This is a genomic window from Glutamicibacter sp. BW77, from assembly GCF_002332285.1.
Lineage (GTDB): Bacteria > Actinomycetota > Actinomycetes > Actinomycetales > Micrococcaceae > Glutamicibacter > Glutamicibacter bergerei.
Window position 1 is genome coordinate 41,480 of record NZ_NRGT01000043.1, and the last position, 12,140, is coordinate 53,619.

General features: G+C 61.3%; 10 protein-coding genes. 2 read left to right on the forward strand and 8 right to left on the reverse strand.

What is annotated here, in order from left to right; genetic code table 11:
- Positions 1-23: 23 nt before the first annotated feature.
- Genes CIK74_RS05315 through CIK74_RS05345 form a run of 7 tightly spaced genes read right to left on the reverse strand, consistent with a single transcriptional unit; the run spans position 24 to position 9,208 of the window.
- Positions 24-3,299: an AMP-binding protein gene (locus CIK74_RS05315; RefSeq protein ID WP_096254740.1), complete on the reverse strand. Its 3,276-nt coding sequence runs from the start codon at positions 3,297-3,299 to the stop codon at positions 24-26.
- 38 nt (positions 3,300-3,337) lie between these two features.
- Positions 3,338-3,583, reverse strand: coding sequence for a phosphopantetheine-binding protein (locus tag CIK74_RS05320; protein WP_096254741.1), 246 nt, complete (start codon positions 3,581-3,583; stop codon positions 3,338-3,340).
- The gene (locus CIK74_RS05325) at positions 3,580-4,920 is read right to left on the reverse strand and encodes a SidA/IucD/PvdA family monooxygenase (protein ID WP_096254742.1); all 1,341 of its coding nucleotides are present in this window, start codon (positions 4,918-4,920) and stop codon (positions 3,580-3,582) included. Before CIK74_RS05325 ends, CIK74_RS05320 begins: the two co-directional genes overlap by 4 nt.
- A complete protein-coding gene (locus CIK74_RS05330) occupies positions 4,917-6,566 on the reverse strand; it encodes an AMP-binding protein (protein WP_096254743.1) in 1,650 nt (549 codons plus the stop codon). Before CIK74_RS05330 ends, CIK74_RS05325 begins: the two co-directional genes overlap by 4 nt.
- Positions 6,563-7,744, reverse strand: a complete 1,182-nt coding sequence (locus tag CIK74_RS05335) for an isochorismate synthase (protein WP_170947749.1) — start codon at positions 7,742-7,744, stop codon at positions 6,563-6,565. The genes CIK74_RS05330 and CIK74_RS05335 overlap by 4 nt, the downstream gene beginning before the upstream one ends.
- Positions 7,745-7,796: 52 nt before the next feature.
- Entirely contained in the window at positions 7,797-8,555 is a 759-nt protein-coding gene (locus tag CIK74_RS05340; protein WP_096254745.1) for an SDR family oxidoreductase, read from the reverse strand.
- Positions 8,552-9,208 carry an isochorismatase family protein gene (locus tag CIK74_RS05345; protein WP_096254746.1) on the reverse strand — a complete coding sequence of 219 codons (657 nt, stop codon included), beginning with the start codon at positions 9,206-9,208 and terminating at the stop codon, positions 8,552-8,554. The genes CIK74_RS05340 and CIK74_RS05345 overlap by 4 nt, the downstream gene beginning before the upstream one ends.
- Before the next feature lie 460 nt (positions 9,209-9,668).
- On the opposite strand from CIK74_RS05345, the gene CIK74_RS18475 reads away from it, so the two are divergent.
- Complete coding sequence (locus CIK74_RS18475; protein WP_141392874.1) at positions 9,669-9,881, forward strand: hypothetical protein; 213 nt, start codon at positions 9,669-9,671, stop codon at positions 9,879-9,881.
- A gap of 192 nt (positions 9,882-10,073) precedes the next feature.
- The gene (locus tag CIK74_RS05350) at positions 10,074-10,514 is read left to right on the forward strand and encodes a transposase (RefSeq protein WP_205738255.1); all 441 of its coding nucleotides are present in this window, start codon (positions 10,074-10,076) and stop codon (positions 10,512-10,514) included.
- Between the two features lie 1,020 nt (positions 10,515-11,534).
- On the opposite strand, the gene CIK74_RS05355 is transcribed toward CIK74_RS05350, so the two are convergent.
- Positions 11,535-12,140 (reverse strand): AI-2E family transporter (locus CIK74_RS05355; RefSeq protein WP_141392875.1); only part of this gene is annotated, 606 nt, incomplete at its 5' end.

The following is a 12,140-nucleotide window of genomic DNA, read 5'->3' on the forward strand; positions in this document are numbered from 1 at the left end:
GATGTGTAGGGAAGCTTGCGCGCCTAGCGGCGCGGGCGGCGCTGGCTCAGCATGGCCGAAAGCCGGCTGCGGGCCGCGGCATCGAGCTGCACCAGATCCGCCGTGCCGGCCGGCTCGGTCACGGCGACCGGCTCCGGGGCCAGCCCAGAGATTTTGGCCGCAATCCCGCCGACGGTGCGCTCAGTGAAGACTGCCCCCACCGAGGAGGAGTAGCCGGCCTGGCGCAACGCGGAGACCACCGCGATCGCGGTGATCGAGTCCCCGCCTTCGGCGAAAAAATCCGATTCGACGCCCAGCGCATGAACCTGGATGCCCAGCGCCGCGGCCACGCAGGCGGCCACGGCCCGTTGTTCCGGACCGGTCGCCGGGGCACTGACTGGGGCGTTGGCCGGTCGGGGATCTGGCAACTGACTCTCGTCGAGCTTGCCCGTGCTGCCCAGCGGCAGCCGATCGATGGGGGTCAGTGCATGCGGAATCATCTGCGGCGGCAAGACCAGACAGAGCGCGGCACGCCACCTTTCGGTGTCACCAGCCAGCATGGTTGCCTCGGAATTCGAGGGAACCACCCACGCCAGCAGCTGCGCTCCCCGTGCCCGGACCACGGCGTGGGCGATTCCGGGCAGCGCGGCCAGCGCCGTTTCCACCTCGCCCACATCTATCCGGTAGCCGCGGATCTTGACCTGGCCGTCATCGCGGCCCAGAAAACGCAGCAACCCGTCGTGGCCGAGAACCGCACGGTCCCCGGTGCGGTACATGCGAGTGCCGTCACCGGCAGGATCTGCCACGAAACGGGAAGCGGTCAGTGCCCCCTGCCCTAGGTATCCGTGGGCTTCCTGTGGCCCCGACAAATACAGTTCCCCGGGCAGGCCGGCCGGTAGCGGCCGCAGCGCGGAGTCCAGCACCGCTGCCTTCAGCCCTGCCAGAGGGCGGCCGACCACCACATCGGGGCTCTGCGCCACGTTGGCGACCAGCGCGTCCACGGTGAATTCGGTGGGGCCATACAGATTTTCCACGATGAGATCATTCAGGTTCCGCAGCTTCTCCCAGAGCACCTGGCCGCATCCTTCGCCGCCGATGGAGAGCCGGCGTACCGGGGTTCCGGGGTCGAACAGTCCCGTGTCAAGCAGCGGTGCGGCCAATGACGGGGTCATGTCCATCCAGGTCATGGCGTGCTCGCGCACCTGAACGGCGAGCGCTTCGGGGTCGCGGGCCACTTCGTGGCTGATCAGGTGTACATGATGGCCCAGCGCCACCCCGAGCAGGGTGCACCAGGCCCCGTCGAAGTGCAGTGGCAGCGACTGGGCGATCTTCTCCCCGGCCGCGTCCACGAAACCGGCATGCCGGTGGTATCCGGCCCAGTGCGAGAAGGCTTCGCGGGAAATCACCACGGCTTTGGGCTCCCCGGTGGAGCCTGAAGTATGCAGCAGGTAGCTGGGCGTAGAGCGGGGAACGGCAGCTACCGGTAGCGTTCCGGTCGCCACGGGCAAGACGGACGGATCCAGCACCGGATAGCCGGCCCACCCCTGCGCATCGGTGGCCAGCACGAGCGGGGTGCGCGGATCTTGGCCGGCCAGCCGTGCGGCGATGCGCTGGTTGCGCTGCGCTGGAGCGTGCGGATCCAGCGGGACACTGGTCGCGCCGGCCTTGGCGATACCGAGAATCGCGGCCACGTAGTCCAGTCCGCGCTCCAGGCCGATCAGCACGTAGCGCCCGGTTGCGCCGCCGTTCACGTGCGCCAGCACGGCGGCGGCGATCGCGTCGGCCCGGGCGGCCAGTGCCCGGTAGCTGAGCGTGACACCCTCGCAGGTGATCGCGGCGGCTTCCGGAGCGGCGGCTGCACTCGCCGCGAACAGTTCCTCGAGCACCGCCGGGGCGGTTTCGGCCGCGGCCGGTCCGGCAAGCGTGGCCAACGCGGCGTCCGGCGCCAGGGCCAACGTGGCGTGCCGGGTTGCCGGGTCCGCCGCGGCGAGCTGCTCCAGCAGCAGCCCGTAGGTTTCCAGCAGCACCGCAGCGTCCGCCGTGGCCAAGGTCCCTGCCGGCGCGGTCAACACCGCCACGATTTTGCCGGTTTCGCGGTCCGGCAGCAGATTCAGGCAGATGTCGTCCACCGGCCCCTCGCACAGGGCGTACAGCGACACGGAGCCGCCGGGCACGCTCAGCGGCACGTCAAAGGCCTTGATGTTGATCTCGGTGCCGGTCAGCGTGGTGCCGGAACCGACCAGGCGCAGATCGCGCATGAGCTGCTCTGAGCGGTACCGGCCGTGCCGGGACAGCTCGGCCCGGGCGGCGGCCACGGACTCTAGCAGCTCTCCCACAGTCCCAGAGGGATGCAGGTCCAGCACCAACGGCAGCACGTTGATGGTCGGAATGGCGCATAGGGCCGCGGCCCCGGTGCGGTTCATGGCCGGTAGCCCGATGATCGTGCGGCTGGCGCCGGTCAGACGGGCGGCCAACAGGGCGTGCGCGGCGATCGCGGCATCCGCCCAGGTCGCCCGGGTAGTTTCGGAGGCAGTCGGGACCGTACCGGAGAAACGGCCCAGGGAAAGCGGGCGTCCGGTCAGGCGCAGCCGTGCGGCGGCGGACGCGTCGGGGCGCTGCCCGGCGGCGCCGAGCAAGCCGGCCAGCCGCGTGGGGCGATAGTCCTGCCCGTCCCCTTCTAGTCGGGCGTGCCAGTAGCCGCGGTCACTTTCCTCCGCGGCAGATCCGTGGTAAAGGACTTCCGCGGCAAGCACCTGGCCCGGTTGCGTGAAGGGTGTTTCCGGGACTGGGCTCCCGGCGGCCAATGCCGTGTAATGTTCGGTCACGCGGCGGGCGAGCAGCGTGATGCCGTAGCCGTCGAAGAGCACGTGGTGGGCGGCCAGCACCCACACCGCTACCGGCTGCAAGTCCGTATCCAGGCTAGTCAGCAGCAGTTGTTCGTGCAGTAGCCGCGACTCCAGGGTGATGTGCGGTAGATAATCGGCGCGCAGCTGTTCGGCCAGCTGCCGGTCAGAGTCGCCGGTGAGCTCCCCGCGCAGCACACCCGGAGGCAGCAGCCGGGGCCCGGAGGGGACGGCTGGGCCGTCACCGGGCACTAGCGCCATGTGCTCCGGGGCGAAGCGGGATCCGAGCCACGGCACCTCCGCCAGGGTGCGTTGCACCGCATCGGACAGGGCGGCGGCGGAGATACGGCCACGGAAGACCAGGGCGTCGCCGACGGAAAAGTCCGCGGAGCCGGGGGCTGCGAGTTCTGCGTGAACCATACCGGCTTGGGCGTCGGTCAACGGCACGGTGCGCACGGTGTCGGGGGCGAGAGTCATAATCGGTCCTTCGAGGAGCTTCGGCTGGGAGGTGGGCGTCAACGAACCGGGGCTGCGTCCAGCACGGCCGCGACCAAGGCTTCGACGTGTTCGCTGGCGGCCAGTCGCGGGAAGTCGACATTTGCGCCGGCGGCACGCCAGAGCTCCACCAGGTTCATTAGGCGGATCGAGTCGATGCCCAGGTCTGCTAGGGCATCGCCGGGTTCGACCTCGTCCGCGGGCAGCCCCGCGCAGGCTCCAAGGTCAGCCCGGATTCGCGCTTCGGTGAGTTCGGCGGTGCTCATGCGTGGGCCTTTCGGTGTGCGGTCGGTTGAGTAGCCGCAGGGTCTGCGGCAAGGATGGACTCGAGGATTTCCCCTGCACGCACTGCCACATTGGACAGCAGCGTCGCAGAGATTCCGTGCTGGTGCTCGGTCTGCCCCACCAGGAAGAGCTTTGAGTCATCAGGCAGAACGGTATGTGCGCTGTAGTCGCGGCGGGTCGTGGGTCGCCCGAGTTCGTCCCGCACCAGCATTCCTGCATGGCTGCCCAGCAGCGTGGTCGGGTCCAAGGCACGGTATCCGGTGGCGAAGATCGCCACATCAGCCTCGAGCGTTCCGCTGCCGTCGCCCAGCCCCTCGGCCAAGCCCAGCTGCACTGCCGGGGTTCCGTAATCTTCGCGTACCGAGTTCACTCTTGCTGCTCGGTGCCAATTCAGCCGTTCGGCACCCAGCCACTTGTCGCGGTACTCCAAGTCGTAGAGTGCGGCAATAGTGTTGGGGTTGACCACGGAATTGTTGGTGTTCCGGTGCGCTTCGGTGAGCTCCTGGCGGACCTGGGGATCCGCGGCGTACAGCTCGTCCACGGCCATCGGGTCGAAAATCCGGTTGGCGTAGGCCGACGCATCGGAGGGGATCAGCCCGAAGCGGGAGATCACCGAATGGATCTGTGCTTGCGGACAGCGGTGGTACATCTGCTCGATGACCTCGGCTGCACTCTGCCCGCCGCCGATCACCGCTACGCAACGAACGGCCGCGGTGTCCAGCACGGCGACGCGTTCCAGGAATTCGGCACTGTGCCAGACGCGCGCCCCGGAGCGCACGCCAGCGGGAAAGACTGGCTGCAGTCCTCCGGCGAGCACTACGTGCCGGGCGGCCACCGTGCGCACCCCTGACTCGTCGGCGACATCCACTTCATAGCCGGTGATACGCCCTCCGCTGGTGCGCGGCACCACTCGGACCACTTCGGATGAGTAGCGCACATATTCCGACAACCGTTCGGCAGCCCATCGCAGATACGCCACGAACTCGATGCGCAGCGGCGCCATGGAACCGCGGTTGAAAAAATCTTCCATCCGGCCCTGGGTGTGCAGGAAATTCATGAAGGTCAACTCGCTGGTGGGATTGCGGAAGCTGGACAAGTCCTTGGCGAATGCCACCTGCATGCTGGCATCCTCGAACAGCAGGTTCTTGTGCCAGCCGGGCTCGCTGGCGCGGTCGAGGAACAGGGCCTTTAAACGCAGCCCGCGCCCGGCAACGCGATTGTGCTCGTGGATGGCGGTGGCCAGGGCCATGTTGCTCGGCCCGAATCCCAGGCCTACAACGTCGTATGTCTGGTCGGTGGTTATTTCGGGGCGGCTCATGCTTCTCCTTGCGGTGAGGTGGCGCCGGGGCGCAGGGTATTGCGGCTGATCTTGCCAATGTGGGTCTTGGGTAGTTCGCCGACTATGGTGATGACGTCTGGTATGTGGTGTTCTGCGAGATGTTCAGTGCGCATCCATGCCCGCAATATCTTGGCACGAGTGGGGGTCGTACGGTCACGCGGTACCACGTACGCATGCGTTCGTTCGCCCAGTGCCTCGTCCGGCACTCCGACGACTGACACATCGTGAACTGCGGGGTTCCGCAGCAGCACGGCCTCGATCTGCTCTGGGCTGATCTTCTCGCCTCCGCGGTTGATAACGTCCTTAGTCCGTCCCACCACAGTCAAATATCCACGGGCATCTCTCACGACGATGTCCCCGGAGCCGTAGAAGCCATCCGGGGTGAAGCACTCCGCGTTGGCCTGCGGGTTGTTGTAATAGCCGCGGAAGGTGTACGGACCGCGGACCCAGAGGTTGCCGGGGGTGCCGTCCGGTACCGGTGTTCCCGCTGAGTCAAGCACCAGCACTTCGTCGGCCACGCACATCGGCTTGCCCTGGGTGGAAACGACGGTCTCCGGATCGTCGTCCAACCGGGTATAGCAGACCAGACCCTCCGCCATCCCGAAGACCTGCTGCAGTGCGCAGCCTAGTTCCGGGGTTATTCGTTCGGCCACACCGCGGGACAGCTTGGCGCCGCCCACCTGCAGCAGCTGCCAGCTAGACAGGTCATAGCGATGCTTCTGGGAGGAGTTGAGCCAGGCCAAGGCCAGCGGTGGCACTGCGGCCACTACGGTGACCCGATGCTCGGCGATAAGGCTGAAAATCCTCTCGGCGCTGCCGTCCAAGGCGCAGACCACTGTCCCACCGGTGGCGAAAACCCCCATGTACCCTGGCGAACTAGCCGCGAAATTATGCGCCAGCGGAATCCCGGACAGATAGACAGTGCCATCATCCAGGTTGCAGATCTGCGCTGATCGCTCGAAGGAATAGGCGTAATCACGGTGTGTTTTCGGAATCAGTTTCGGTCGGCCCGTGGTGCCACCTGACAGTTGCAGAAAAGCCGCGGCATGAGCGGGGCGGGGACAACCGGCGCGTGAGACTTCCCGGCCCGCTGCCAGCAGATCCAGGCCTTGCTCGTACAAGTCCTCGGCATATACGACAGACAGCAAGGGCAGTCGGTTGGCAAGCTCTGCGCAGAATTCCTGCGGATCCACGCCAGGGATTCGACTGCTGGTGATCAGCATCTCCGCTTCCGAAGATCGGGCCAGATGCTCCAACTCGCTCGCGCGGTGCGAATGCACGGCGAAGACCGGGATGGCCCCCAGCGAGATGACCGCATACACGGCGTCAAAGAATTCAAGCACGTTAGGCACGTGAATGATGACTCGATCGCCAGCGTTGATTCCGCGGGCAGAGAGCGTGGCTTGCGAAACATCAATGCGGCTGATCAGTTCGGCGTAGCTGATCACTCGTTCCTCGTCGATCACCGCAGGGTGGGCTCCCCGGCGCATGGCAGTTTCGCGCAGGACTCGATCCAGCGTCCGCCTGCCCCAGAAACCATCGGCAAGATACCGCTCGGCGAACTCGGCAGGGTAGGGAATGACACCGTGCAGCATCGGATCATCGGCGACCAATGGTTGTTTCATAAGCTGCTTCCTGCCCGGTCAACGCCCAAGGCGCAAAGCATGGTTCGAAATTTCGCGGCTGTCTCGCTGTGTTCATCGAATGGGTCCGAATCTGCGACGATTCCCGCTCCCGCATGCAACGTCGCCCGATTGCCGTTGAGCACAGCGCTGCGCAGCAGCAGCGCCCATTCGCCTTCACCGTCTCGGTTCATCCATCCCACCAGTCCGCCATAGAATCCCCGGGCGTCTGGTTCCAACTCTGAAATCAGTGCCTGGGCGGCCGCGGTAGGGGATCCGCAGATGGCAGGAGTCGGGTGGATGGCCAGTGCGGCGTCCAGGGAACCGAGCCCTTTGTACAGAGAGGCCCGAATCAGGGTTCCGAGATGCCACATTTGACCGGTGGGCAGCAGATCTGGGCCGGAAGGCACGATCAAGTCCTTGGCGACGCTGCGCAACGCCGTGGAAATATGCCGAACAACAAACTCATGTTCCGCTAGATTTTTCGCAGATCCAGCAAGAACTGCCGCCGCCTTCTGGTCCTGGGTTCGGTCTGTGAGCCGCGGAGCTGATCCAGCCAGCGGATGGCTGGTCAACTGGCCGCGGAGCACGCCCGCGATGAGCTCCGGGCTGTTGCCGACGATGCTTGCCTCTTCCTGAGGCAAGCCGATCGTGAAACTGTGCCCGGCGGGATTCTGCTGGTACAGCCGTTGCCAGACCGATTCGGGGTTCCACTCTTTGTCGGCGAAAACTTCCAACGACCGAGCAAGGACGACTTTCTCCACGGTGCCTGTTTTAATCCGGTCAATGGCAGCACCGGCTGCACAAATGAATTGCGGGTTGTACTCACCAACGACTTCGGCGACCGTCGACGTTTCCTGCCCACCATGCGTTAATCCACGCATCGGCAAGTCTTCCACCTGCTGCGGGACAAACAGAAAAGGGTCGGCGGCGCGGTCGAACGGCACAACGCCAGCCAGGATACTTCCCGGAGGTTGCTCGGCAAGCAATTGGCGCGCGGCCGGACCGAGGCCCAGACGTCTTGCCCTCTCGGCATCCAGGGTCGCCTTGATGCCATGACCAATCAAGGCTCGTCCGTAGGAGGCGAACCTAAATGTTGCTTCGTCGGTTCGGGGCGTAGGGGCTGACGGATCTTCAACCGCGGTTTCTTCATGATGGTTTTCCAGAAGCTGGGCGTTCATGCTCTTGAGTCCTTGGAGGGTAGAGAAATTGATTCGTGAAACTGCAGCGGGTCTAGGAAAGAGTTGCTCCACCATCGACTGTCAGTTCAATTCCGGTCAAGTGCTTGGCATTCCCCGATAAGAGGAAGGCCACCGTATCGGCGATATCTTCTGGAACGGCAATCCGGCCGAGCGGGATGCCGTTCCTGAATTGAGCCGGATTTCCTGCTACCGACGCCCTCTCCATTTCGGCTTCACCGTTCATTCCTATCAGCATGGCGGTCCGTGTGGAGCCTGGGCTTACAACGTTGGCGCGGATACCGTGGGCAGCAAGTTCCAACGAAAAACAACGAGTCAGCATCGTTGCGGCCGCCTTGGAGGCGCAATATCCAGCCATTGCGTAGCGCGGAGTACGTCCTGCGTTGGAGCTGACGGTCACGATACTGCGGCTGTTTCCGGGGTCCCTGTCTCGCTGGTTGATCATGAGGCGTGCTACTAGCTGTGTAATTCGGAGCACAGATGTCGTGTTTACCGACTGCATGTGCTCCCACTGCTCCAACTGAAGGTCGAAAAGTTTCCCCGAGTGAAGTACGCCGGCCACATTGACCAGGCCTTCCAGAATCTGTCCACGTTCAATCCGGTTCTCGATGGCGGCTTCGAGTTCTCTAATCCCCCCGGTTGAACTAATATCGGCTCTCAATACATCATCACCGGTGCGGTCAGTGGCAAGCACAGAGTAGCCTGAATCCCTCAGCTTTGTGGCCACCGCACTTCCTATACCGCCGGCCGCTCCAGTGACTACAATCAGCGGTCTAGCGACCAAGTCGCTCATCGAGCCGCAACCAATGTGGCTTGAATCTGCTTGAGAACTGATACTGAGTTGACCACAGAGGCGCAACGTCCGTAGCCATAGTTGATAGCCATTTGGTGTTCTTCCAAGGAAAAATCCGCTTGTGCATCAGCAACAAAAAACGGCTGAATATCACGCATGAATGCGTCTAGGGCGGTTGTCAGGCAACCGATATGCGCGTAGACACCGGTGATGAGCAATTGATCTCGCCCGGCTTGACGCATCCATTCCTGGAGGTCGGTCCTGGCGAATGCACTGTAACGCCATTTGCTGAGAACCAAATCGCCAGCTCGTGGTGCTAGCTCCTGGACAATCTCTTCGCGACCGTCGTCAGTTAGTCCTGTACCCCAAAAGTCGGTGAGGAGTGCGCGATCTGCTGGCTTTTGGTTCGGCGGCTGAGCCGTATATACCACTGGCACCCCAGCGTCATCAGCAGCATCACGAAGAGCAAGAATATTCTTCATTGCCACTCGGATTTGCGACTGTGGATCCTCATGGTCGAAAGCCTCGACAAAGTAGCGTTGCATGTCATGAATTAGCAAGACCGCACGTTGTGCGTCCGCCTTCCAAGTCACTCGTGGTTCCGGCAACTGTCCGTCCGGTAGTCGATATCCCGGAATCGAGGGAAGTCCCACTGCGTCACCTTTCGCGTAAGTATTACGTTGTGGTCTGAGCGACCACGATTCAAAACCTTATATGAGGCTAACCTAATTAAGCAATGGAGACGTAACCTAAAAACGCGTCGATCAAAAACTCTCAACCACCAGAAGGCACAGAGGATTCCATTCAGACCAACCCGATATTCAGCACTTATTAAGTGCATCCATACATGTTTATAAGAAGTTGCTGACAATCATGGATGTGGCGTTGGAAGCAATAGCTTACGGTGAACTTGAATATCACTAGATTAATATCTCCTAATTACCGCACGCAGGTCGTGACTTCTAGAATTCTCCGGCCTCTCGGCGACTCGCAGCAGATACGTCAGCCACCCGCAAATGACAGGTTCCAGCCCGAGCACAAGTCGCACATCAGGCAATGCGCGGCCTAGATTAGCAGCACTTTTCTCCCCGGAAGCCTACCGGGGGCGCCACCGTGCGATACCGGCTGCTGGCGGTGCTATCCGCGCGTGGTGTGGTGCTAATGATCCTGGCCGACGCGAGGCCCGACGACGAACTTCATATCCGTGCGCTAGGCGGGCAGGCCACGAGGTTCTCTCCTGCGACGGTGCCTTCGAATCACTTCGACTTCGGGCCACTGGTGGCCAGTCTGAATGAGATTGACGAGGAGAAGGCCCGCGATATTTAGACCGTCGAAATGATCGGTGGTCGCCGCCCTCTCAGGGAGGGCACCGTCTCGATGATGCTTGGCCGCCCCTTTACAGCCACATGAAACAACGTATCCTACCCTGGCGATCAATGAACTAGATCCACATCTGGGTGACGCTCATACCACCGGTCCACGAGCGTTTGAACTCCTGGGCCAAGAAACTGTAGAGCTATGGCGCAAAGTTTGGGGCCTAAAAGATGGATCCGGGCTGGACCGTCCAAGAGAACCATTTCCACCATTACCGACAAGGTTTTGGAGGCAACGAGCGAATGGCAAAACCGCCCTCTGGACCCTGTCTACCCGGTGGTGTTCATTGATGCGATCCACGTCAAAATCCGTAACAGCCAGGTTGCCAACCGTCCGATCTACGTCGCGCTGGCAGTGACCACCGAAGGCAACCGAGACATCTTGGGATTGTGGGCTACAGACGGCGGGGAAGGAGCCAATTACTGGCTGCAAGTGCTTGCCGAAATCAAGAATCGGGACACCGAAGACGTGCTCATGGTGGTCTGCGACGGACTGCAGGGCCTGCCTGATTCCGTGGCGGCTGTGTGGCCTGAAACGGTAGTGCAGACCTGCTTGGTGCATCTGATGCGTCATTCATTCAAGTAAGCGTCCAAGGCTGACTGGCCAGCAATCTCTGCCGGACTGAAGCTGGTCCACCACGCTGCGACGCTCCCTGAAGCGGAGGACCGCTTTGCGGACCTCAAGAAGGAGTGGGAAGAACGGTATCCGGCGGTGATCCGTATGCGGCAGAGGGTGTGGAGCGAAGAAGGGCTGTGCCCCAAGGTCGGGCACCGGGTCGCATCTGCTTGAAGGCGCTGGGACCGGTGGCTGGCAGCAAGCATTGCAGCAGTTGGTGATGGCATACCCTGAGCGTATTAAGCCTTATTTGACGTAAATATTAAGAAGCCCTAAATAACGTATGTGACTAGGGACTTACACAAACAAACTGACAGGCTCCTACGCCGAGGGACATGTAATGAAAATACTTGCCTCCGTCATATAAGATTAATTTTCGAAATTTATTCTCTTCGACTCACTATCGACATACGTTATAGGCAGGGCTCAACAGTTGGCCGATGCTGATCATGGGGATGTTCATCATATAAGTGTTCCGCTATGGGGATGGTTGAACCGCCACCTGTCCTGAAAGGCCCCCACTCGCAAACCAGTGGGGGCCTATACTTCTTTTATAAGTAACTGGTTCTCCATGTAACTGCCGTGATCCCGCGGAACATCAGTAGCCTACGAACAACGAAGCCTGCACCTGTAGCAGGCAAAGGCTGCCCAACATCGCTCATCGATTTTCCCTTGTTGTTCGCGACCGATGAATCTTGCAGCGAATATTCGGACTGGCTGCATTGGCCAGACGGATTCCTCTGTCCGAGATGTTCGGTCTTTGATGGCTGGGCCTACCTGGCAGGCATCCACCAAACTTGAGGCGAGAGAAACGGTTGCAGCTCAGAGCCCAATTCTTCTTGATCATGACAACCCTTAGTATTTATTCACTAGTTGGGCCCTCGCGTCGCCGCAGCAACACACCTGAGAGAGTTTTTTGCTTCGTCCACATTCGCAGGAAATTTCCAGAAGTCAGGGATCAGCACTGAAGACCGCTCGTCCCTCTCGGCGTCATTGTTCCTCAGTCGAAGAAGGAACAACGTGTGGCGAATCCTCCATTTCTGGTGTATTTGCGATTTCATTTTGCATCTTCTCCACCGCCTTGACGCCATCACGTTCAGCCCAGACCTTTATAGTGGCCCATCCAACCGCCGTCAGTGGGACAGCAAGCACTGCGCCAACGATTCCTCCCAAAGCTGTACCGATCGCGAGTGCCAGCAAGACGACTAAAGCATGCAATTTCAAGGTATGAGCCATAACAACTGGTTGAAGAAAATGACCTTCCAACTGGTTCACGACAACTACAGCGGCCAGCACGATAAGCGCGCTCACCGGACCATTAGTTACCAAGGCCACCAGTACAGCCAAGGCTCCGACCACCGTAGCACCCACGATAGGAATGAATGATCCGAAAAAGACAAGCACACCCAGAGGCAAGGCAAGTGGAATACGCAAAATCAGGAGCACAGCTACTATGCCGACAGTATCGACAGTGGCCACGATTGCAGTCCCACGAATGTATCCACCAAATGTGTGTGAAGCCTGTTCGCCCGAGACAATCCACTTATTTCGGTACCTCGTCGGAATCCAAGAAATAATGGGCTCTACTGACATATC

Bases quoted from the DNA above. Each gene is read 5' to 3' on its own strand.
- CIK74_RS05315 (WP_096254740.1), bottom strand. From the start codon at position 3,299: ATGACTCTCGCCCCCGACACCGTGCGCACCGTGCCGTTGACCGACGCC.
- CIK74_RS05320 (WP_096254741.1), bottom strand. From the start codon at position 3,583: ATGAGCACCGCCGAACTCACCGAAGCGCGAATCCGGGCTGACCTTGGA.
- CIK74_RS05325 (WP_096254742.1), bottom strand. From the start codon at position 4,920: ATGAGCCGCCCCGAAATAACCACCGACCAGACATACGACGTTGTAGGC.
- CIK74_RS05330 (WP_096254743.1), bottom strand. From the start codon at position 6,566: ATGAAACAACCATTGGTCGCCGATGATCCGATGCTGCACGGTGTCATT.
- CIK74_RS05335 (WP_170947749.1), bottom strand. From the start codon at position 7,744: ATGAACGCCCAGCTTCTGGAAAACCATCATGAAGAAACCGCGGTTGAA.
- CIK74_RS05340 (WP_096254745.1), bottom strand. From the start codon at position 8,555: ATGAGCGACTTGGTCGCTAGACCGCTGATTGTAGTCACTGGAGCGGCC.
- CIK74_RS05350 (WP_205738255.1), top strand. From the start codon at position 10,074: ATGGCGCAAAGTTTGGGGCCTAAAAGATGGATCCGGGCTGGACCGTCC.